Source organism: Pandoraea captiosa (assembly GCF_902459775.1).
GTDB lineage: Bacteria > Pseudomonadota > Gammaproteobacteria > Burkholderiales > Burkholderiaceae > Pandoraea > Pandoraea captiosa.
This window is the reverse complement of record NZ_CABPSQ010000008.1, coordinates 92640-113362: the sequence shown is the minus strand read 5'-3', so window position 1 is coordinate 113362 and position 20723 is coordinate 92640. Positions and strand designations below refer to the sequence as shown.

The 20723-nt window shown below is 62.6% G+C and carries 20 protein-coding genes and 1 pseudogene; 6 read left to right on the top strand and 15 right to left on the bottom strand.

Annotated features, from left to right (window positions below; translation table 11 throughout):
- Positions 1–57 precede the first annotated feature (57 nt).
- From rplI to PCA31118_RS19070, 5 genes are all read right to left on the bottom strand, one after another.
- Positions 58–510 carry a 50S ribosomal protein L9 gene (gene rplI, locus PCA31118_RS19090; RefSeq protein ID WP_044455533.1) on the bottom strand — a complete coding sequence of 151 codons (453 nt, stop codon included), beginning with the start codon at positions 508–510 and terminating at the stop codon, positions 58–60.
- 27 nt (positions 511–537) lie between these two features.
- Positions 538–819: a 30S ribosomal protein S18 gene (rpsR, locus tag PCA31118_RS19085; protein WP_010803800.1), complete on the bottom strand. Its 282-nt coding sequence runs from the start codon at positions 817–819 to the stop codon at positions 538–540.
- A gap of 2 nt (positions 820–821) precedes the next feature.
- Complete coding sequence (gene priB, locus PCA31118_RS19080; RefSeq protein ID WP_044455532.1) at positions 822–1124, bottom strand: primosomal replication protein N; 303 nt, start codon at positions 1122–1124, stop codon at positions 822–824.
- 46 nt (positions 1125–1170) lie between these two features.
- Positions 1171–1548 carry a 30S ribosomal protein S6 gene (gene rpsF, locus PCA31118_RS19075; protein WP_044455531.1) on the bottom strand — a complete coding sequence of 126 codons (378 nt, stop codon included), beginning with the start codon at positions 1546–1548 and terminating at the stop codon, positions 1171–1173.
- Positions 1549–1711: 163 nt separating this feature from the next.
- Complete coding sequence (locus PCA31118_RS19070; RefSeq protein ID WP_044455530.1) at positions 1712–2623, bottom strand: LysR family transcriptional regulator; 912 nt, start codon at positions 2621–2623, stop codon at positions 1712–1714.
- 130 nt (positions 2624–2753) lie between these two features.
- Between PCA31118_RS19070 and gcl the strand changes: the two genes are divergently transcribed.
- The 3 genes from gcl to glxR all read left to right on the top strand — a co-directional run bounded on the left by gcl (position 2754) and on the right by glxR (position 6806).
- On the top strand, positions 2754–4520 hold the full coding sequence (gene gcl / locus PCA31118_RS19065) for a glyoxylate carboligase (protein ID WP_044455529.1): 1767 nt from the start codon (positions 2754–2756) through the stop codon (positions 4518–4520).
- A gap of 307 nt (positions 4521–4827) precedes the next feature.
- Positions 4828–5619: a hydroxypyruvate isomerase gene (hyi, locus tag PCA31118_RS19060; RefSeq protein ID WP_150626659.1), complete on the top strand. Its 792-nt coding sequence runs from the start codon at positions 4828–4830 to the stop codon at positions 5617–5619.
- 173 nt (positions 5620–5792) lie between these two features.
- Positions 5793–6806 carry a 2-hydroxy-3-oxopropionate reductase gene (gene glxR, locus PCA31118_RS19055; RefSeq protein ID WP_425495380.1) on the top strand — a complete coding sequence of 338 codons (1014 nt, stop codon included), beginning with the start codon at positions 5793–5795 and terminating at the stop codon, positions 6804–6806.
- A gap of 347 nt (positions 6807–7153) precedes the next feature.
- Here the strand turns inward: glxR and PCA31118_RS19050 are convergent, their stop codons facing one another.
- The 8 genes and pseudogenes from PCA31118_RS19050 to PCA31118_RS19020 all read right to left on the bottom strand — a co-directional run bounded on the left by PCA31118_RS19050 (position 7154) and on the right by PCA31118_RS19020 (position 14149).
- Entirely contained in the window at positions 7154–8194 is a 1041-nt protein-coding gene (locus PCA31118_RS19050) for an asparaginase (RefSeq protein ID WP_150626658.1), read from the bottom strand.
- 126 nt (positions 8195–8320) lie between these two features.
- A complete protein-coding gene (locus PCA31118_RS19045) occupies positions 8321–9259 on the bottom strand; it encodes a CysB family HTH-type transcriptional regulator (protein WP_044455525.1) in 939 nt (312 codons plus the stop codon).
- Positions 9260–9384: 125 nt separating this feature from the next.
- Entirely contained in the window at positions 9385–9597 is a 213-nt protein-coding gene (locus PCA31118_RS27695) for a TOBE-like domain-containing protein (RefSeq protein ID WP_425495384.1), read from the bottom strand.
- A 128-nt stretch (positions 9598–9725) separates the two neighbouring features.
- A pseudogene (locus tag PCA31118_RS19040) lies at positions 9726–10461 on the bottom strand (sulfate/molybdate ABC transporter ATP-binding protein); the annotation flags it as partial.
- Between the two features lie 26 nt (positions 10462–10487).
- Positions 10488–11393 carry a sulfate ABC transporter permease subunit CysW gene (gene cysW / locus PCA31118_RS19035; RefSeq protein WP_044455523.1) on the bottom strand — a complete coding sequence of 302 codons (906 nt, stop codon included), beginning with the start codon at positions 11391–11393 and terminating at the stop codon, positions 10488–10490.
- A 42-nt stretch (positions 11394–11435) separates the two neighbouring features.
- Complete coding sequence (gene cysT, locus PCA31118_RS19030) at positions 11436–12299, bottom strand: sulfate ABC transporter permease subunit CysT (protein ID WP_150626656.1); 864 nt, start codon at positions 12297–12299, stop codon at positions 11436–11438.
- An 18-nt stretch (positions 12300–12317) separates the two neighbouring features.
- Entirely contained in the window at positions 12318–13349 is a 1032-nt protein-coding gene (locus PCA31118_RS19025; RefSeq protein WP_150626655.1) for a sulfate ABC transporter substrate-binding protein, read from the bottom strand.
- A 161-nt stretch (positions 13350–13510) separates the two neighbouring features.
- On the bottom strand, positions 13511–14149 hold the full coding sequence (locus PCA31118_RS19020) for a TetR/AcrR family transcriptional regulator (protein WP_150626654.1): 639 nt from the start codon (positions 14147–14149) through the stop codon (positions 13511–13513).
- A 54-nt stretch (positions 14150–14203) separates the two neighbouring features.
- On the opposite strand from PCA31118_RS19020, the gene PCA31118_RS19015 reads away from it, so the two are divergent.
- The 3 genes from PCA31118_RS19015 (at position 14204) to PCA31118_RS27075 (ending at position 17211) form a co-directional block, all read left to right on the top strand.
- Complete coding sequence (locus PCA31118_RS19015) at positions 14204–15706, top strand: FAD-dependent monooxygenase (RefSeq protein ID WP_150626653.1); 1503 nt, start codon at positions 14204–14206, stop codon at positions 15704–15706.
- Positions 15707–15932: 226 nt separating this feature from the next.
- Entirely contained in the window at positions 15933–16586 is a 654-nt protein-coding gene (lexA, locus tag PCA31118_RS19010) for a transcriptional repressor LexA (protein ID WP_044455518.1), read from the top strand.
- A gap of 184 nt (positions 16587–16770) precedes the next feature.
- Complete coding sequence (locus PCA31118_RS27075; RefSeq protein WP_174990531.1) at positions 16771–17211, top strand: hypothetical protein; 441 nt, start codon at positions 16771–16773, stop codon at positions 17209–17211.
- Positions 17212–17352: 141 nt separating this feature from the next.
- Here PCA31118_RS27075 and PCA31118_RS19000 read toward each other — a convergent pair whose 3' ends face one another.
- Positions 17353–18465 carry an enoyl-CoA hydratase/isomerase family protein gene (locus tag PCA31118_RS19000; protein WP_150626651.1) on the bottom strand — a complete coding sequence of 371 codons (1113 nt, stop codon included), beginning with the start codon at positions 18463–18465 and terminating at the stop codon, positions 17353–17355.
- A gap of 195 nt (positions 18466–18660) precedes the next feature.
- Entirely contained in the window at positions 18661–20484 is a 1824-nt protein-coding gene (gene typA / locus PCA31118_RS18995; RefSeq protein WP_044455515.1) for a translational GTPase TypA, read from the bottom strand.
- Positions 20485–20723: the final 239 nt, after the last annotated feature.

The window sequence follows — 20723 nt, the reverse complement described above, 5'->3', positions numbered from 1 at the left end:
AGCCGGTGGACCGACTTCCGTCTTTTATTCGCGTCGGGAAGCTGACGCGTGTACGACTTAGGCGTGCTCGCCCAGCACCGACACGGTGACGTCGATCACGACGTCGGTGTGCAGCGCCACCTGGACCGGGAAATCACCCACGGTCTTGAGCGGGCCGTTCGGCAGACGCACTTGCATCTTCTCGACCTTGAAACCTTGGGTGCCCAGGGCTTCGGCGATGTCGAAGTTGGTCACCGAGCCGAACAGACGGCCGTCAACGCCGGCCTTCTGTGCGATCTGGAGCGTCAGGCCCGACAGCTTTTCGCCTTCGGCTTGTGCAGCAGCCAGCTTCTCGGCGGCAGCCTTTTCCAGTTCGGCGCGGCGAACTTCGAATTCGGCGATCGCGTCCTTCGTGGCACGGCGGGCCTTCTTCGTCGGGATCAGGAAGTTACGTGCGAAACCGTCCTTGACCTTCACGATGTCGCCCAGGTTACCCAGATTGACGACCTTTTCCAGCAGAATCACTTGCATTATCTATTCTCCTTCGTCGACTGGCGATTAAGCACCGTGCAGATCGGTGTACGGCAGCAGCGCCAGGAAACGCGCGCGCTTGATAGCCGTATCGAGCTGGCGCTGGTAGTGCGCCTTGGTGCCCGTCAGGCGAGCCGGGGTGATCTTGCCGTTGTCGCCGATGAAGTCCTTCAGCGTTTCGACATCCTTGTAATCGATCTGCTCGACACCAGCGACGGTGAAGCGGCAGAACTTCTTGCGCTTGAACAGCGGGTTTTGCTGTTGGCGGCGGCGATCAAACTTCTTGTTTTTACCGTTAGGACGCGGCATGTTCAACAATCCTTTTCAAATGCTTGCAATGCTGTGATGTGAAACACCAGGGTGCGGCTATTGCGATGCTTCTTGGCGAGAAATCCTGCCCACTGGGCCGGTTTCTCCAGTCCCAGCGCCATGACTTTGGCGCTGATGGGACCGATCGCCACTGCCGGTATCGAGAACTCGACCTGACGGGCCACGCCCGCTTCTTCGGCAGTTCCCTCGTGTGCCAGCGTGACATCGATCACGGGAAGCCCGGCCGGGGTATAGCGCAGCGTGCCGATTTCGACGATGCTGGCCTCGAGCCGTAGGCGATTCACGCGGTCAATGTCGGCGTTGGCACCCTGATGCGTTCCGGTGCGCTAATTACGAAGCGGCAGCTTCGGTCGCGGGCGTCGCGGCAGCCTTCTTGGCTTCTTCGCGGGCCACTTCCTTCATCATCGGCGACGGTGCGGTCTCAGCCTTCTTCATCTTGACGACGAGGTGGCGCAGAACGGCGTCGTTGAACTTGAATGCGTGTTCCAGCTCGTCCAGGGTTTCCTGGTCGCATTCGATGTTCATGCAAACGTAGTGAGCCTTGGCCAGCTTTTCGATCATGTAGGCCAGTTGACGACGGCCCCAGTCTTCGACGCGGTGGATCTTGCCCTGACGGGACTCGACCGTGCCACGATAGCGCTCGATCATTGCAGGCACTTGCTCGCTCTGATCGGGGTGAACGATAAATACGATTTCGTAATGACGCATAGGGTGCTCCTTATGGACAAAGCTGCCTGGGCGTCAGAACCAGTGCAGCAAGGTTGCAGAACCCGCGATTCTAGCGGATTTCATGTCGATCATCAACTCCCGCCCTATCGGTGCCGAACAGCAAGCCCGCCGGCGCGTCGCCAGCCCCAACCTTCCCACCACGTCAGGCGTTCTCGAGCCAATAGTTCGGACGAGCATAGATCTGCCGGAGTTGCTCGATGAACAGGCGCACGCGCGCTGGCTGAAAGCGCTGCTGCGGGTAGACGGCCAGGATGTCGTAATCGGGCAGCGCGTACTCGTCGAGCACGGTTTCCAGTTCCCCGGAGAGCAGTTCACGCTGAATCTCCCATGTGGAACGCCACCCCAGACCCAGCCCTTCCAGGGCCCAGCGGTGCAGCAACTCACCGTCGTTGCAATCGAGATTGCCCGCCACGCGCGTCGTCACGAGCTTGCCCTGACGCTTGAAGTACCAGCCACGCTGCTGTCCGCCCTGCAGGTTGAACGCCAGACAGTTGTGCTTGGCCAGATCCTCGAGCGTCCTGGGACGCCCGTGGCGAGCAAAATACGCGGGCGTGCCGCACACCACGCGCCGGTTCTGGGCGAGTTTGACGGCCACGAAGTTCGGATCGACGGAGCCGCCGATACGAATCCCCATGTCGTAGCCCTCGCGCACGATGTCCACGACGCGATCCGTCAGGTTGAAGGAGATCTGAACCTCGGGGTGCAGACGCAGGAAGGCCGGCGCGTGCGGCGCCACGTGCTTACGGCCGAATGCAGCGGGCGCCGAGACGATCAGGTGGCCGGACACCGCGTGCCGCCCGGCGCTGATTTCGTTCTCGGCCATCTCCCAGTCGCCGAGCAACTGCTTGCACCGCTCGAGAAAAGCGCCCCCCTCCTCCGAGAGCGCCAGCCGCCGGGTGGAGCGGTACATCAGCTTGATACCCAGTCGTTTTTCGAGCGCGTCGATACGCCGCCCGAGAATGACAGGTGAGACCCCTTCCTTTAGTGCAGCGGCGGCCAGACTCCCGGCTTCAGCCACCTGCACGAAGGTTTCGATCTGTTTGAATCGGTCCATCGCGTCTCCATTCGATACTTTTTGTTCTTAAAAAAACGATCTTTTGTGATCTTATCAAACAAATCGTACCGGCTTAAAGTGACCTCCAACAACGATCAACCCATACCCATTGGAACACTGGAGGAGTCACATGGCCAAGATGACCGCCGTAGAGGCCGCCGTTCGCGTGCTGGAGAAGGAAGGCATCACTACCGCATTCGGCGTGCCTGGCGCCGCCATCAACCCGTTTTATTCGGCCCTTCGCAAGGCTGGCAGCGTCGAGCACGTGCTCGCGCGCCACGTCGAGGGCGCCTCGCACATGGCCGAAGGCTACACCCGCGCCGAAGCGGGCAACATCGGCGTTTGCATCGGCACCTCGGGCCCCGCAGGCACCGACATGATTACGGGCCTGTACTCCGCTCAGGCCGATTCCATCCCCATTCTGTGCATCACGGGCCAGGCTCCGCGCGCGCGCCTGTACAAGGAAGATTTCCAGGCTGTCGACATCGAGTCGATCGCCAAGCCCGTCACCAAGTGGGCGGTGACCGTGCGTGAACCGGCCCTCGTGCCGCGTGTTTTCCAGCAGGCATTCCACCTGATGCGCTCGGGCCGCCCGGGCCCGGTACTCATCGATCTGCCGTTCGACGTGCAAGTCGCCGAGATCGAATTCGATCCCGAAACGTACGAACCGCTGCCGGTGTACAAGCCTGCCGCCACCCGTGCCCAGGCCGAGAAAGCCATTCAGATGCTGCTCGCCTCTGAGCGTCCGCTCATCGTGTCGGGTGGCGGTGTGATCAACGCCGATGCGGCCGATCTGCTCGTCGAGTTCGCCGAGACGGTCAATGTGCCGGTCATCCCCACGCTCATGGGCTGGGGCACCATCGCCGACGACCACCCGCTCATGGCGGGCATGGTCGGCCTGCAAACGTCGCACCGTTTCGGCAACGCCACGATGCTCGCGGCCGACTTCGTGATGGGCATCGGCAATCGCTGGGCCAACCGTCACACCGGAAGCGTCGATGTCTTCACCAAGGGCCGCAAATTTGTGCACGTCGACATCGAACCGACGCAGATCGGCCGCGTGTTCGGCCCGGACTACGGCATCGTGTCGGACGCCAAGGCTGCCCTCACGTTGTTCGTGGAAGTGGCCAAGGAACTGAAGGCCGCCGGTCGTCTGCCGGATCGCTCGCAATGGGTCGCCGATTGCCAGAAGCGCAAGCGCACCATGCTGCGCCGCTCGGACTTCGATCAGGTGCCGGTCAAGCCGCAGCGCGTGTATCAGGAGATGAACGCGTTCTTCGGCCGCGACGTGCGCTATGTCTCGACCATCGGTCTGTCGCAGATTGCCGCGGCCCAGTTCCTGCATGTGAACAAGCCGCGCCACTGGATCAACTGCGGTCAGGCAGGCCCGCTGGGCTGGACGGTGCCGGCAGCCATCGGCGCGAAGGTTGCATCGCCGTCATCGGACGTGGTGGCGATCTCGGGCGACTACGACTTCCAGTTCATGATCGAAGAACTCGCCGTCGCCGCGCAGTTCAAGGTGCCGTACATCCACGTGGTGGTGAACAACTCGTACCTCGGTCTGATTCGTCAGGCACAGCGCAACTTCGACATGGATTACTGCGTGCAGCTCGCGTTCGAGAACGTGAACTCGCCGGAAGTGAACGGTTACGGCGTAGACCACGTGAAGGTGGCCGAAGGGCTCGGCGTGAAGGCGATTCGTGTGTTCCAGCCGAACGACATCCAGCCGGCGTTCGCTCAGGCGCGCAAGCTGATGGCCGAGTTCTCGGTGCCGGTGATCGTGGAGGTGATTCTCGAGCGTGTCACCAACATCGCGATGGGCACCGAAATCAACAACATCAATGAGTTCGAGGAAATCATCGACGTTGTGGAGGAAGACGACGCAGTGTCGGCCTGACGCAGAAGAAACAGACGACGCGCATGCGGAAAAGCACGTACGGAAGCACTTTCGGAAGCAAGTACGAGCGCGTCCTCCAGGTCTTCGACCCGACGAGCAGTGTCAACGGTTTGCGGGGCGCGTGCGTCCCCTCCGCTTTCGGCTAGACCCCGTGAACGGCCAAAGCATGCGCTCCGCAACCCGGCTAAACCCCGCAGCACCGCAGCATCGCAGCCGTAGTACCGCAGCACCCTGACGTTACCTGAATGTCACCCTTGCATCGAATCGTCGAAACCACCCCCTAAAAAGAGAGAGAGGAGTCAGCGCAATGCCGAAATTTGCCGCCAACCTGACCATGCTGTTCAACGAGGTGCCGTTCCTCGACCGCTTCAAGGCGGCCGCCGCAGCGGGCTTTCGCGGCGTGGAGTTTCTGTTCCCGTATGCGTTTCACCGCGACCAGATCGCCGACAAGCTGAACCAGTACCAGCTCGACCTCGTGCTGCACAACCTGCCTGCCGGCAACTGGGAGGCCGGTGAGCGCGGCATCGCGATCTTCCCCGATCGCGTGGCCGAGTTCCGCGACGGCGTGGGCGAAGCCATCACCTATGCCAAGGCGCTGGGCGTCAAGCAATTGAATTGCCTCGTGGGCAAGCAAGGCGCCGACCTGTCGACGCAAGACGCAACGCAAACGCTCGTGGGCAACCTGCGTTTCGCTGCCGACGCCCTGAAGGCCGAGGGCATCCGCCTGCTGGTCGAGCCGATCAACACGTACGACATTCCGGGCTTCTTCGTGAACCGCACGAAACAGGCCCTGGAAATCTTCGACGCCGTCGGCTCGGACAACCTGTTCCTGCAGTACGACATCTATCACATGCAACGCATGGAAGGTGAGCTCGCCAAGACCATCGAGACGAATCTGGCCCGCATCGCGCACGTGCAACTGGCGGACAACCCGGGCCGCAACGAGCCGGGTACGGGAGAAATCAACTACGCCTACCTGTTCGCGTTCCTGGATCGCCTGGGCTACAAGGGCTGGATCGGTTGCGAGTACAAACCCGCGACCACCACGACGGACGGCCTCGGCTGGTTCAAGGCAGCGGGTTTGCGCGAAGCGGCATAAGCCGGGCCACGCGCCACCGCCGCAGCAACTTACCCCCGGTTCACCCGCACACCGCCTCCCCCGGCGCTGCGCACATGACATGACGGTGTCGATGCCCGCGTGCTTCGCGCGTACTTCGCACCGGCTGACCGGGTTTCGACGAGGAAGGGCCCCGCCGGCCGCATGCAGGGGGCATGCGGCCGGAGTCCGGGGGATGCATGAGCGCCCATTGTCCACGTGAGTCCGCGTGGCGCTCATACACCACCGCCCCACTCGCCGAACGGTCGGCGACAACACTTCAAACTTTGGCAACAAGGAGTCTCGAAATGGCACAACTCGGTTTTATTGGTCTGGGCATCATGGGCGCGCCGATGGCGAAGCATCTGCAGAACGCTGGTCACAAGCTCTTCCTGTACGAGCGCCGTACGCCCCCGCAAGACCTGATCGACGGTCAGGCAACGGTCTGCACGTCGGCCAAGGAGGTCGCCAAGCGTGCCGATATCGTGTTCGTGATGGTGCCGGACACCCCGGACGTCGGCGCCGTGCTGTTCGGTGAAGACGGTCTGGCCGAAGGCCTCACCGCCGGCAAGATCGTCGTCGACATGAGCTCGATCTCGCCGATCGAAACCAAGGAATACGCCAAGAAGATCAAGGCGCTGGGTTGCGAATACCTCGACGCCCCGGTCTCGGGCGGCGAAGTCGGCGCCAAGGCCGCCTCGCTCTCGATCATGGTCGGTGGCTCGCAAGCGGCCTTCGACGACGTCAAGCCGTTTTTCGAACTGATGGGCAAGAACATCACGCTCGTGGGCGAGAGCGGTGCCGGCCAGACGTGCAAGGTCGCGAACCAGATCGTGGTTGCCCTGACCATCGAAGCCGTGGGCGAAGCCCTGCTGTTCGCCTCGAAGGCCGGCGCAGACCCTGCGAAGGTCCGTGCGGCGCTGATGGGCGGCTTCGCCTCGTCGCGCATTCTGGAAGTGCATGGCGAGCGCATGGTCAAGCGCAACTTCGAGCCGGGCTTCCGCATCGCCCTGCACCAGAAGGACCTGAACCTGGCGCTGCAAACGGCGAAGACGCTCGGCGTGTCGCTGCCGAACACGGCCACGGCGCAAGAGTTGTTCAATGCCTGTGCTGCCAATGGCGGCGCCGCGTGGGATCACTCGGGCATGGTGCGCGCGCTGGAAATGCTCGCCAACCACACGGTGGCCTGACCCCGCCGCGGGCAATCACGGAACGACAGGCCTCGCCACGGTAGCGTGGCGGGCGCCCTCACCGCGTAGTTCGCGAGAAGACGAAGACAACGGCAGGCATAAGCCGTCACAGCAGGCAATAGCAGGGAGAACTGAGCGTGCGGGCAGGATAGTGTCGAGAGACGCCCTGCCGAGCGTGGCGGCGCGAGTCGAGCGAAAGTGCGACTGGCGCCGTATTTTTTTGTGCGGACGTGGGTAACGTGACAGGGAAGCTGGGGGTACGGACGCGTTCGTCGTTCGTTCGTCTTTAGTCCGTCGTTCGTTCATCGTCAGGCGGCGCAACCCCGCGCCGCCCCGACGTCGCCATCTCAATATTCGTCGAACAGACTCTGCATGCGCTCGCGCGGCACGCCGGCCTGCAATGCAAGCATCAGCAACACGCGCGCCTTGTACGGATGCAGGTTGCCCGTGCTCACGAACCCGTACTGGTCGTCCGGCGCCGCGCCGTTGTGCATGACGTGACCGCTGCCCACGCGTGACGCACGCACCACCGTCACACCGCGCTGCACGGCCTCGGCCAGCGCCTGTTGCAGCAACGCATGAAGCGAGCCGTTTCCCGTGCCCGCCACCACAATGCCCTGCACGCCGGCGTCCACGAGCGCATCGACGGCGATGCGTGACACCCCGGCATAGCTCGACACCACTTCCACCGCAGGCAGCTCGCCGGACAAGCCGACGAACTCGCTCTCGACGGTGTGGTACTGCAACGGTGCGCGCTGGAACGCAACGCGTTCGTCCTGCACCCAGCCGAGCACTCCGATTTCCGGCGAGTGAAAGGCGTCGACCTTGTAGGTGCTCGTCTTGACGACGTCGCGCGCGCAATGAATCTGATTGTTGATGGCGACCATGACACCGCGACCGGCCGAGATCGGATCGGTCGCGACGCGCACGGCATTGAGCAGATTGAGCGGACCGTCCGCGGAGAGCGCCGTCGCCGGGCGCATCGCGGCCGTCAGCACGACGGGCTTGCGGCTGTTGACCGTGAGATGCAGGTAATACGCGGTTTCTTCGAGCGTATCGGTGCCGTGGGTAATGACCGCACCCGCCACATCGGGCTGGGCCAGCAAGGCATTCACGCGGGCGGCAAGCTTCTGCCACAGCGATACCGACATGTCCTTGCTGTCGATCTGGGCGACCTGCTCCGCATGAATGTGCGCCACATTGCCCAGGGCGGGCACTGCGGCGAGCAGATCCTGAACACCCAGCGCCCCGGCCTGATAACCGGCGGTGCGCGTGGCGTCGGCCGCGCTACCCGCGATCGTGCCGCCCGTGGCCAGCAGCGCAATGCGCGGCAGCTCACCGGAGGACACGGTGTAATGAGGAATGGGGTTGAATGAAGTCAATGTCATGCCAGCGATTGTATCCAATACTGCCCGGCTTCCCAATCGCTGAAAATATCGATCCCGCCACAGGGGCGGGACCGTATCGGATGGCGGGTATCGGTGCCCGGGCACCGTAGCACCGGATGAACAGACTCAGGCAGCGAACTCCAGCGCTTCGCGCAGTTGCGTGGAGATTTCCTGCTCCTTGAGCGCGGGCGCAAGCATCTCGATGAACCGATAAGCGTACGAGCGCAAGAACGCACCGCGACGCAGACCGATACGCGTCGTACTCGGCTCGAACGCGTTGTCGAGCTCCAGCACGGCCAGATCCTGGTCCTTGCGCGGATCGACCGCCATTGCCGCCACGATCCCCACGCCCAGCCCCAGTTCGACATACGTCTTGATGACATCCGTGTCGAGCGCGGTGAGCACGATGTCCGGCACCAGCCCCTGATCCGTGAACGCCTTGTCCACGTGCGAGCGACCGGTGAAATCACCGTCGTAGGTGATGATCGGATACTCGGCGATATCGGCAAGCGTCACGTTCTCACGGCCCACGAGCGGATGCTCCCGCGGAACGACCGCCACGTGATGCCACGAATAGCACGGGAAGGTGACGATATCGGGAAAGCGATCGAGCGCCTCGGTCGTGATACCGATGTCGGCTTCACCGTCGATGACCATCTGCGCAATCTGGCGCGGGCTGCCCTGACGCAACGCGAGATGCACCTTCGGGTACACGCTCGTGAACTGCTTGATCACCTGCGGCAGCGCATAGCGCGCCTGCGTGTGAGTAGTCGCCACCACGAGATGACCGCTGTCCTGGTCCGCGAACTGACGCGCCACACGGCGCAGGTTCTCCGCGTCGAGCAACATGCGCTCGATCAGTTGCAGCACCGCCTTGCCCGGCTCGGTCAGGCCGGTGAGTCGCTTGCCGCGACGCACGAACACGTCAACGCCGAGTTCGTCCTCCAGATCCTTGATCTGCTTGCTCACGCCCGACTGCGACGTGTACAGCGCACTGGCCGCTTCCGTCAGATTGAGGTTTTGCCGAACGGCTTCGCGCACATAGCGCAATTGCTGGAAATTCATGATCTAACTCCGCCCTGTTGCTTGTCTGTCCGTGATGACTATGAGAACTATCGAATACGTACAGCTTGTTATGTTGTGCTTCAGTGTGCTTCGGCGTGGTGTCCTTGGGAGGACCGAGCCCGCGCTCACGCCTGCGCCGAGAACACGCGCAGCTGACGCGGCACCGCGCGCAACGTCGTGCCGGCGTCGGCCCCCAGCGCCTTCCACCCCGAGCGCGTGAGTTCGGCTTCCCAAACGGCGTCGCCCGGTGCGGCAAGCTCCACGCGCACGGTGCCGCCCAGCGGAATCGCGCGGCGCACGGCCACATCAATCCCCGGGCCGCCGTCGTTGGCGGGCACCAGTGCGAGATCGTGAGGCCGCACGTAGGCAATCGCACGGCCGTCCTGCGGCACGGCCGGCAGATCGTCCTTGTGCACCGTCACGCGGTACTGACCGGCGTCGGCAATGAAGTCATGGGTCTGCAACTGCCCCGAAAGACGATTCGCCGCACCGAGAAACTCGTAGACGAAGGCGCTTTCCGGCGTATCGTAGACATCTTGCGGCGCACCGATCTGCTCCACCTTGCCGCGATTCATCAGCACGATGCGATCGGCGACTTCCAGCGCCTCTTCCTGGTCGTGCGTGACGAAAATCGTCGTGATGTGCAATTCGTCGTGCAGTCGGCGCAGCCAGCTGCGCAATTCCTTGCGCACCTTGGCGTCGAGGGCGCCGAACGGCTCGTCGAGCAGCAGCACCTTCGGCTCCACCGCCAGCGCACGCGCCAGTGCGATACGTTGACGCTGCCCCCCCGAGAGTTCCGCCGGATAGTGATCGGCGAGCCAGTCGAGTTGCACGAGCCCCAGCAATTCATGCACCTTGGCGCGAATCTGGGCGTCCGAGAGACGATCGCGCCGCGACTTCACGCGCAGGCCGAACGCCACGTTCTCGAACACGGTCATGTGACGGAACAACGCATAGTGCTGGAACACGAAACCGACCTGACGCTCACGCGTGCCCACGGAGGCGACATCTTCGCCATTGAGCACGACGCGCCCGGCATCGGCGAACTCCAGCCCGGCAACGATTCGCAGCAGCGTCGTCTTGCCGCAACCCGACGGCCCGAGCAGCGCGACCAGTTCACCCGTGGGAAATTCGAGACTGACGTCGTCGAGCGCATTGAAGTCGCCGAAGCGCTTCGAAACCTGTTGTACCTGGATGCTCATTTGTCCTGTTCCTCGATGCGTTGCTTTCAGGCCTGCACGGCGTCTGCGCGACGCGCCGCCTTGTCCTGCGCCAGCTTGTGCTCGGCCCACAGCTTCAGTGCCAGCGTGGCAAGCGCGAGCAACGCGAGAATCGACGCCGCCGCGAATGCGCCCACCGTGTGGTAGTCGTTGTATTCAATTTCCACATGCAGCGGCAGCGTGTTCGTCTCGCCGCGAATGTGCCCCGAGACGACCGAGACCGCGCCGAACTCGCCCATCGCCCGGGCGTTACACAGAATCACGCCGTACAGCAGGCCCCACTTGATCTTGGGCAGCGTGACACGCGTGAATACTTGCCAGCCGCTTGCGCCCAGCACACGGGCAGCCTCTTCTTCTTCGCTGCCTTGCGCCTGCATCAGCGGAATCAGCTCGCGCGCGACAAACGGGAACGTCACGAACACCGTCGCGAGCACCAGCCCCGGCAGCGCGAACACGATCTTCAGATTGTGGGCGTCGAGAAAACCCCAAAGCGGGCCCTGGCGCCCGAAGATCAGCAGGAACGTCAGCCCCGCCACGACCGGCGACACCGAAAACGGCAGGTCGATGAGCGTGGTGAGAATGCTTTTGCCCCGGAAATCGAAGCGCGCAATCGCCCATGACGCGGCCACCCCGAATACCAGATTCAGCGGCACGGCAATCACGGCAATCAGCAACGTCAGTCGAATGGCCGAGAGCGCGTCGTCATTCGTCAGGCCCTCCCAGTAGGCCGCGAAACCCTTGCCCAGCGCAGTCACGAAGACCGACGCGAGCGGCAGCAACAGAAACAAGGCGAAGAACGCCAGTGCGACGCCGATGAGAATGACCTTGACGAACGCGGGTTCGTCGGTCGGATCGGATTTGCGCGCCGAAGTGGCTTGCGGCAAGGCGCGCGACAGTGCGAGTGAATCGGACATGATCGAAACGTTCTCTTCGAATGACTTACCGAATGGCTTGTGTCAGACGCCACTGGCGCGACGGCCCGAATGACGGCGTTGCAGCCACCATTGCAGCGTGTTGATCAGGAGCAGCAACACGAACGAAATCAGCAGCATCACCACGGCCAGCGCCGCCGCCCCGCCGAAATCGTATTGTTCGAGCTTGGTAATGATCAGCAGCGACGTAATCTCCGAGACCATCGGGATGTTGCCCGCGATGAAAATGACCGAACCGTATTCGCCCACGGCGCGCGCAAACGCCAGCGCGAAACCGGTCAGCAACGCGGGCAGCACCGCAGGGAGGATCACGTGACGCAGCGTTTGCCAGCGCGTGGCGCCCAGGCAAGCCGCCGCCTCTTCCTGCTCGCGCTCGAACTCTTCGAGCACCGGTTGCAGGGTCCGCACGACGAAAGGCAGCCCGATGAAGGTGAGCGCCACGAAAATGCCCAGCGGCGTGAAGGCGATCTTGATGCCGAGCGGTTCGAACCAGCGTCCGACCCAGCCGTTCGGCGCGTAGATGGCGGCAAGCACGATACCGGCGACCGACGTCGGCAGCGCGAACGGCAGATCGATCAGCGCGTCGACGAATCGCTTGCCGGGGAACGTGTAGCGCACCAGCACCCACGCCAGAATGAAACCGAAAATGGCATTAAGCGACGCCGCCGCGAGCGAGATGCCGAACGTGAGGCGGTACGACGCCAGCACGCGCGGCGACCCGACGGCGGTGACAAAGCTCGCCCAATCGAGCGAGCTTGCCTTGATGAAGACCATCAGCAGCGGCACCAGCACCACGAGGCTCAGGTACGCGACGGTGTAGCCCATCGTCAGGCCGAAGCCCGGCAAGGCACTTGGCTTGCGCCACAGAGGAAACAGTGCGGTACTCATGCGATGGTCCCTGCCCGATTACTTCTTGGTGTAGATCTGATCGAAGATGCCGCCGTCTGCGAAATGCTTGGCTTGCGTCTTCGTCCAGCCGCCCAGATCGGCATCTACCGTATAGAGCTTGAGCTTAGGATATTGCGCCTCGTACTTCTTCGCGATTTCCGGCGAGCGCGGACGGTAGAAGTGCTTTGCAGCGATTTCCTGACCTTGCGGCGAGTACAGCCATTGCAGATAGGCTTCGGCAGCCTTGCGGGTGCCATGCTTGTCGACGTTCTTGTCGACGATGGCCACCGGCGGCTCCGTGAGGATCGACGAGGACGGCACGACGATGTCGAACTTGTCCGGGCCGAGATCCTTCACGGACAGCAGCGCTTCGTTTTCCCACGCGATCAGCACGTCGCCGATGCCGCGTTCGACAAACGTCGTCGTCGCACCGCGCGCGCCCGAGTCGAGCACGCCCACGTTCTTGTAGATCGCCTTGACGAATTCCTGCGCCTTCTGCTCGTTGCCGCCCGGTTGCTTGAGCGCATAGAGCCATGCCGCGAGGTAGTTCCAGCGGGCGCCGGCCGACGTTTTCGGATTCGGCGTCACTACGCTGATGCCCGGCTTGGCCAGGTCGTTCCAGTCCTTGATGCCCTTCGGGTTGCCCTTGCGCACCAGCAACACGATGGTCGAGGTGTAAGGCGTAGCGTTGTCCGGCAGACGTTTCTGCCAGTCCTTGTTCACGAGACCGGCGCTGGCCAGTTCGTCGATGTCGGCAGAAATGCCGAGCGTGACCACATCCGCCGGTGCGCCGTCGAGCACGGTGCGGGCTTGCTTGCCCGAGCCGCCGTGCGAGGCCTTGACCGTGACGGTGTCACCGGAGACTTGCTTGTAGTGGGCTTCGAAAGCCTTGTTGTAGTCGGCGTACAGCTCACGCGTCGGGTCGTACGACACGTTGAGCAGCGAAAGACTTGCTGCGTGCGCCTGAATCGTCATGCTGGCGGCCAACGCCAGACCGCCCAGTGCGACTGCCAGCTTCTTAGCTTTCCATCCCCGTGCTGCTTTGCTCATGACTTGCACTCCTTGTTTGCTTCTCGTGTGTAGGAGGCCAGTCTATGGGGGCGTCTAAATAATTAAAAATAATATTTTCGCTTTTGTTTATGCCGGAATAAGGATTAGAGAATTTGTGCTGATGAATTCCGCCGGCACGCCCCGCGTCGAGCGGCGCCCACTCAGACGTACGGGGAGTCCGCCAACGCGGCCTGAAGCCCCATCGCGCCTTGATCCACAAGGCTCAGGAAGCTTTTCTGCGCGTGCGACGTGTCCTGCGTATCGGCGAAAACCCGGTGTCCATGAAGGAACGCCACCGTCCACGCCGCCAACAGCAAACCGGCCGCCAGCCGGGCCTGCACGTCGGTCAGGGGCCGCCCCGCGCTCTCGGCAAGCGCTTGCGCCACGACGTCGGCCAATTCGTCGCGAATGGCACGGGCTCGCGCCTTGAGCGTCTCGCTGCCCTCGATGGTGCGCACGAATGCCTGACTCCGGGCCGAAAAGTCGACGAACGGGCTGCCCTGCGCCACCAACCGGTGTGCGAGCAAACGCAACGCTTCGAGCGGCGACACACCGGCCTCCCGTGCGCGTATCGCGTCGCGCAGCGCTTCCCGTCCCTCCTCGTCCCGGTCGAAAAACATGTCTTCCTTGCGCGGGAAGTGGTTGAAGACCGTCATGCGCCCGACATCGGCCGCCGCAGCGATCTGATCCACCGTTACGTGATCGAAGCCATGCTCATGGAAAAGCCGCGTCGCAGCATTGGAAATGCCTTGCCGCGTGGCAAGGCGCTTGCGTGATCTCAAATCGCTCGGCGTTGACATGTCGCTCCTGATGACCTAGTTTACATGTACTAAGTACATATTTATACGAAGTATATGATAAACCACATCGATGTTGTCATTGCGGGCGCCGGTCCGGTCGGTCTGTTGAGCGCGATCGAACTCACGCTCGGCGGCGCCCGCGTGCTGGTACTCGAACGGCTGGCCGCGCCCAGCGAGGCGATGAAGGCCCTCTCGTTCGGACCGTTGGCCGCCGAGGCCCTGCTGCGACGCGGCATGCGCGTGGCCATCGAGCAGGCGCAGGCACGTAACGCCGAGGCTATGCGCGTGTTTTCCGAACAGACCGGCTCGGACCTGCGCGTACGTGCTTCGAAGTTTAATGGGCATTTCGCCGGGCTTTCCCTCATTCGGCGTGACGCGCAGGCCGACCCCGAACGTCGACCCCGTCACGTCGATCAACCAAGCCTCGAAGCGATGTTGGGCGAGCGAGCGCAGGCGTTGGGCGTCGACGTACGCCGCGAACATGAGATCACCGGCATCGAGGTGTCGGACGACGCCGTCGACGTGACGTGGGTCTCACCACACGGCGTTGGCCGTGCCCGGGCGAGCTACCTGGTCGGATGCGACGGTGGACGCAGCACAGTACGCAAGTTGTGCGGTTTTGCGTTTCCAGGCACCGAACCGACATTAACGTTCTATCAGGCCACTGCTGACGTCGACCATCCTGAACGGTTGGGTCCGGTCGGCTGGAACCGTACGCCACACGGAGTGTTCTGTTACGGCCCGGTCCCGGGGCGTCTGTTCATGCTGGACTTCTCGGGTCCGCCCAAGGATCGTCGGGCACCGGTCACCCGGGATGAAATCGAGGCGGTGCTGCGCCGGACCAGCGCACAGGACGTACGCGTGAACCGACTGCACAGCGCGAACCGATGGGCCGACAACACGCGTCTGGTCGACACCTACCAGCAAGGACGGGTGTTCCTCGCAGGCGACGCCGCGCATGTCCATTCGCCCTTCGGCGGGCAAGGGCTGAGTCTTGGTCTGCTCGACGCCGCCAACCTCGGCTGGAAGCTCGCGGCGGTCGTTCGCGGCGACATGCCGCGCAGCCTGCTGGCGACATACACCGCGGAGCGTCGACCGGTGGCCGAGGCCGTGCTCGCCAATACGCGGGCGCAGGTAGCGATTCTGCGGCCCGACCCGCAGTCCGGCGCCATGCGCGAACTGATCGCGAAGCTCATGGACTTCGACGACGTGAACCGGTACATCGGCGAGATGATGACGGGCGTATCCACGCGTTACGATCTTGGAACTCCGCATCCGCCGCACCCCGACGTTGGACGACTGGCGGGCGACTGGCAACTCTCGGAAGGCGTCTATCTTTACGACGCCATGCAAGCGGGGAACGGCGTGTTGCTCGATGCCACGCCGAGGCAGCGCGCGTCGCAAGTCGTCGCCTCGCTGACACCCAATGTGCGATGCGTACCGGTGAGCGACGGACCTTCCATGCTGCTGCGCCCGGACGCATGCATTGCCTGGTGCGGTGAAGGCGATGGCACGGACGGCCTGACGGACGCGCTGCGTCGGTGGTTCGCCATGTGAGCCGCCCTTAACGATTGAGCGATTGAGCGATTGAGCGACTGAGCGACTGAGCGATGAGCGATTGGGGAAGTGTGGGATTCAGGGAATGTCGGTGGCGGTCCGACAAGCGGATTCCCCGATCCGCGAAGCCTTCGGGCTGAACTTCATGCACTACATGAAGTTTTCCTTGCCTTTTCTCAAACACTGTACAAAAATACAGCCACCTGTGCTTCCATACAGTGATGCCATGATCAAACTTACCGCCCGTCAACAGCAGGTCTACGAACTGGTTCAGCAAGCGATCGAACGCACCGGCTTTCCGCCCACGCGCGCGGAGATTGCCGCCGAACTGGGCTTCTCTTCCGCCAACGCCGCGGAGGAGCACCTGCGGGCGCTGGCGCGCAAAGGCGTGATCGAACTAGCCGCCGGTCAATCGCGCGGCATCCGCCTCAAGCGTCTGGACGAAGCCGGCGGTTCGCATCAATTCACGCTCCCGCACATGGGTCTGATGCAGTTGTCGCTGCCCCTCGTGGGGCGTGTCGCTGCGGGTAGCCCGATTCTGGCGCAAGAGCACATCGAACGTAACTTCCAGTGCGATCCGAACATGTTCGCGCGCCAGCCCGATTACCTGTTGAAGGTACGCGGGATGTCGATGCGCGATGCAGGCATTCTCGACGGCGACCTGCTCGCCGTGCAGAAAGCGGCGGACGCGCGCGAAGGCCAGATCGTTGTGGCTCGAATCGGCGACGACGTGACCGTCAAACGTTTTCATCGCGTAAAGGGCGGCGTCGAACTTATCGCCGAGAACCCTGACTTCGAGAACATCAATGTCGACGAAGGCAGCGGTGATTTCGCGCTGGAAGGGATCGCGGTCGGCTTGATCCGCAACAACGATCTCTGATCGTTCAGCGCGAACGAAGGGGCGACGTGATCTGACGCTTCGCCCCGCTCCCTGAAGATTTGCATTTCCGACTGCGCCGGGCTGGGTCCGGCGCCCGGGCCCTGCTGCGCCTTCGATTTGTGAAAGCGATGCGAAACGCAGCGAGGCACGTCCCTCTGACCCGCATCGGAACAAGGATCGCATCATGGCTCGACTTTTTGGTTTGCTGCGCACGTCTCTTGGTCAACCGCGCGTGAGTGTGTCGTCGCAGACGTCACAGACGCCGCAGTCGCGCCTGTCGGCGGTCTACGGTCTCTCGGCGCTGTCTGGGCCGTTCGCGTCGTCGCCCGCCATCGCCCGCTCGTATACCGTACCGGCACGCACGCGTCCGACAGCATTGCCGCGCACGATCGCGGCAGCGATGGCATCGGCCTCGCGTCGCCCCTGCCCCGCAGGAAAAGCCGTCAAGGCGTCGCGTAATGTGCGGGAGCAACAGGCGCGTCGCGACGTGAACATGGGTGACGATGGTCACGACGTGCGCGTCTATCGCGATATGTCGCACATCGTCATGGTCGGCACCATTGCCGATATCTGCCGCAAACTGGATCAGGCCGTCGGCGAACAATTCTGTCAGGCAGCGGTGTAACGCGTCCAAGGATCCGGCAAACAAACCATCACTCTGCAAAGGCGTGACGCAAACGATTCGCCCACCATGATGGCGGGCGATAACAGCGGTCAGTTGCGTCGCATTGCCAGCGGAGATGTCCGGGCCATCAAACCGCGAGAATCACTTGCCCAGATCGAGCAGCGGATTGTCGGCACCGTGACGGTCACCGTCGAAGAATCGCTTGATATCTTCCGCCTTTACGGCTTCGATGCTCGGGTGCTGCCATTGCGGTTTGTGGTCCTTGTCGATCACCATGGCGCGAATTCCCTCCACGCCCTCCGCCCCTGTGCGGCCGTCGAGGTTGAAGACACAGCGCATCATCAGCCACTCTTCGCGCAACTCGTCTGCAAGCGAGAGCTTTCGGGCACGCCGCACCTGCTCCAGCGACACGCACACCATCAGCGGCGAACGCTTCGTGCGCAGCAGATCTTCCGTTTCTTCCGCCCAGCCCGAATACTCGCAACGCGCCTCCAGCTTCAACGCTTTGAGAATGGCGGGCATATCGGGCAAGCCGAAATGCGCGTCGATGACATCGCGCAGCGGGGCCAGCTTGCCCGGCGCGAGGCCCGGCGGCGGCAAGCTTTCGCGACAGAAAGCGCGCGCGGCGTCGAGGACCGCTTCGCTGTCCTGCCAGTCACCGCCTGCGAGATGGTCGCAAAGCGCAGGCAAGGACCCACGCGGCAATACCACGTCGGCCAGTCCGATTTCGCAAGCATCCACAGCGCCGAACACAATCCCCGTCGTCCCGAGATATTCACCGAGGTGTCCTGCGAGATTCGCGAGGAAGAACCCGCCACCGACGTCGGGGAACAGACCAATGGCCGTCTCCGGCATCGCCATACGCGTGGCTTCCGTCACGACGCGCAGTGTAGCGCCCTGCGAGATGCCCATGCCGCCCCCCATCACCACGCCGTCCATCAAGGCGATATAGGGCTTTGGATACGACGCGATGGTGTAGTTGAGGGCGTACTCATCGGTGAAGAAATCCATGATGTCCGTGCGACCGGCACTGATGGCCTCATGGAAATAGCGAATGTCGCCACCGGCGCACAGGCCCTTCTCGCCCTCACCCTGGAGCACAACACCCAGTATCTTCGGGTCGTCTCGCCACTCGGCGAGCGCCGCCGCCATGGCACGAATCATCTCGTGCGACAGCGCATTGAGCGCCTTCGGGCGATTCAGGGTAATGAAGCCGATACGGCCACGAACATCAGTGCGAAGAAAATCGGTCATGTCTGGCGTGTGCTCCAGAAACGTCAACGAATGGGGGAAATGACGACATCAAGGGAAAAGTCAGCGCTCGGGTTAGCGCTCGGGTCGTGCTCCAAAAAGCAAAAAGCCGGCGCAAGGCACCGGCTCTTCTTCCAACAGTCTGGTCTCGCGACGCGACGGACCGAAGTCTGCAGCGCCGCCATTCCATCGCCGGCTTTACTTCTCTTCGCGCGAAGCGCGCTTGCGCTCGTGTTCCTTGAGGAAACGCTTGCGCAGGCGAATCGTTTGCGGCGTGACTTCGACGAGTTCGTCGTCGTCGATGAATTCCACGGCGTATTCGAGGTTCAGCGCAATCGGCGGCACCAGACGCACGGCTTCGTCGGTACCCGACGCGCGCACGTTCGTCAGCTGCTTGCCCTTGATCGGATTGACCACGAGGTCGTTGTCGCGGCTGTGGATGCCGATGATCATGCCTTCGTACAGAGCGTCGCCCGGCGACACGAACATACGGCCGCGATCCTGCAGTTTCCACAGCGCGTAGGCCACGGCAGCACCGTCGTCCTGCGAAATCAGCACGCCGTTGCGACGCTCACCCAGCGAACCATCCTTGAGCGGTGCGTAAGCATCGAAAATATGGCTCATCAGGCCCGTACCACGGGTCATCGACAGGAAGTCGCCCTGGAAGCCGATCAGGCCACGTGCCGGAATGCGGTATTCAAGACGCGTGCGGCCACGACCGTCCGACACCATGTCCAGCATTTCGCCCTTGCGGCGGCCGATTTCTTCCATGACCGCGCCCTGGTGCTCGTCTTCCAGATCGATGGTCAGCATTTCGTACGGCTCATGCTTCACGCCGTCGATTTCCTTGAGCACCACGCGCGGACGCGACACGGCCAGTTCATAGCCTTCGCGACGCATGTTCTCGATGAGAATCGTCAGGTGGAGCTCGCCGCGGCCCGACACTTCGAAGACGGAATCTTCATCGGTGTCTTTCACGCGCAGCGCTACGTTGTGATTCAGTTCCTTGTCCAGACGGTCGCGGATCTGACGGCTCGTCACGAACTTGCCTTCACGGCCGGCCAGCGGCGACGTGTTCACGCAGAAGTTCATCGTGAGCGTCGGCTCGTCGACGGTCAGCAGCGGCAGGGCTTCGGGCGTATCGACGTCGCAGATCGTCGCGCCGATACCCACGTCTTCGATACCGTTGATCAGGACGATGTCGCCAGCCTGGGCGCCTTCCTCCGACATCACGCGCTCGAGACCCTTGAAGGTCAGCACCTGGTTGATCTTGCGCTTGAGAATTTCGCCGTCCGGGCCCGAGCGCATGACCACTTGCTGGCCCGGCTTGATGCGGCCGCGCGTGATACGGCCGATACCGATACGGCCGACGAACGTCGAGTAGTCGAGCGAGCTGATCTGCAATTGCAGGGGCGCGTCCGGATCGGCGTCGCGCACCGGCACGTGCTCGAGAATCGCATCGAACAGCGGCTTCATCGTGCCTTCGCGAACGTTCGAATCGAGGCTGGCGAAACCATTGAGCGCCGACGCGTAGACGACCGGGAAGTCGAGCTGTTCGTTGGTCGCACCGAGCTTGTCCATCAGGTCGAACGTCTGGTCGATGACCCAGTCAGGACGTGCGCCCGGACGGTCGATCTTGTTGACCACGACGATCGGCTTCAGGCCGAGGCCCAGGGCCTTGCGCGTGACGAAGCGCGTTTGCGGCATCGGGCCTTCGACGGCGTCGACGACGAGCAGCACGCTGTCGACCATCGAGAGCACACGCTCCACCTCACCGCCGAAGTCCGCGTGTCCCGGGGTATCGACGATGTTGATGTGCGTGCCTTCGTATTCGACGGCGCAGTTTTTGGCGAGGATCGTGATGCCGCGCTCTTTTTCGATGTCGTTCGAGTCCATCACGCGTTCAGCGACTTGCTGGTTTTCGCGGAAGGTGCCCGACTGGCGCAGCAGTTGGTCGACGAGCGTGGTTTTGCCGTGGTCGACGTGCGCGATGATGGCGATATTACGGAGAGCGCGGGTCATGAAAGAGGTGCTCGAAAAGCCTTTGGAGAATCCGCGATTCTACCACTCGCGCATGTCGCACGTCATGGTCTTTCTGCATTGCAACAACGGCGCGCCGGTTTGACTCACTCGCGACATGAAATTCTGACGTCCCACGCTTTTGCTCCCCACGCCCCGAGGCTAGAGCAAATCATCTAATTTTTATCGCAATATTTGCCTAGTCAACTATTGCATCGACTTGAAATTAATTAAGTACCCGC

What these genes read in the sequence shown, in the direction of transcription:
- rplI (WP_044455533.1), bottom strand. Translation starts at nt 510, where the DNA reads ATGCAAGTGATTCTGCTGGAAAAGGTCGTCAATCTGGGTAACCTGGGC.
- rpsR (WP_010803800.1), bottom strand. Translation starts at nt 819, where the DNA reads ATGCCGCGTCCTAACGGTAAAAACAAGAAGTTTGATCGCCGCCGCCAA.
- rpsF (WP_044455531.1), bottom strand. Translation starts at nt 1,548, where the DNA reads ATGCGTCATTACGAAATCGTATTTATCGTTCACCCCGATCAGAGCGAG.
- PCA31118_RS19070 (WP_044455530.1), bottom strand. Translation starts at nt 2,623, where the DNA reads ATGGACCGATTCAAACAGATCGAAACCTTCGTGCAGGTGGCTGAAGCC.
- gcl (WP_044455529.1), top strand. Translation starts at nt 2,754, where the DNA reads ATGGCCAAGATGACCGCCGTAGAGGCCGCCGTTCGCGTGCTGGAGAAG.
- hyi (WP_150626659.1), top strand. Translation starts at nt 4,828, where the DNA reads ATGCCGAAATTTGCCGCCAACCTGACCATGCTGTTCAACGAGGTGCCG.
- glxR (WP_425495380.1), top strand. Translation starts at nt 5,793, where the DNA reads ATGCGGCCGGAGTCCGGGGGATGCATGAGCGCCCATTGTCCACGTGAG.
- PCA31118_RS19050 (WP_150626658.1), bottom strand. Translation starts at nt 8,194, where the DNA reads ATGACATTGACTTCATTCAACCCCATTCCTCATTACACCGTGTCCTCC.
- PCA31118_RS19045 (WP_044455525.1), bottom strand. Translation starts at nt 9,259, where the DNA reads ATGAATTTCCAGCAATTGCGCTATGTGCGCGAAGCCGTTCGGCAAAAC.
- cysW (WP_044455523.1), bottom strand. Translation starts at nt 11,393, where the DNA reads ATGTCCGATTCACTCGCACTGTCGCGCGCCTTGCCGCAAGCCACTTCG.
- cysT (WP_150626656.1), bottom strand. Translation starts at nt 12,299, where the DNA reads ATGAGTACCGCACTGTTTCCTCTGTGGCGCAAGCCAAGTGCCTTGCCG.
- PCA31118_RS19025 (WP_150626655.1), bottom strand. Translation starts at nt 13,349, where the DNA reads ATGAGCAAAGCAGCACGGGGATGGAAAGCTAAGAAGCTGGCAGTCGCA.
- PCA31118_RS19020 (WP_150626654.1), bottom strand. Translation starts at nt 14,149, where the DNA reads ATGTCAACGCCGAGCGATTTGAGATCACGCAAGCGCCTTGCCACGCGG.
- PCA31118_RS19015 (WP_150626653.1), top strand. Translation starts at nt 14,204, where the DNA reads ATGATAAACCACATCGATGTTGTCATTGCGGGCGCCGGTCCGGTCGGT.
- lexA (WP_044455518.1), top strand. Translation starts at nt 15,933, where the DNA reads ATGATCAAACTTACCGCCCGTCAACAGCAGGTCTACGAACTGGTTCAG.
- PCA31118_RS27075 (WP_174990531.1), top strand. Translation starts at nt 16,771, where the DNA reads ATGGCTCGACTTTTTGGTTTGCTGCGCACGTCTCTTGGTCAACCGCGC.
- PCA31118_RS19000 (WP_150626651.1), bottom strand. Translation starts at nt 18,465, where the DNA reads ATGACCGATTTTCTTCGCACTGATGTTCGTGGCCGTATCGGCTTCATT.
- typA (WP_044455515.1), bottom strand. Translation starts at nt 20,484, where the DNA reads ATGACCCGCGCTCTCCGTAATATCGCCATCATCGCGCACGTCGACCAC.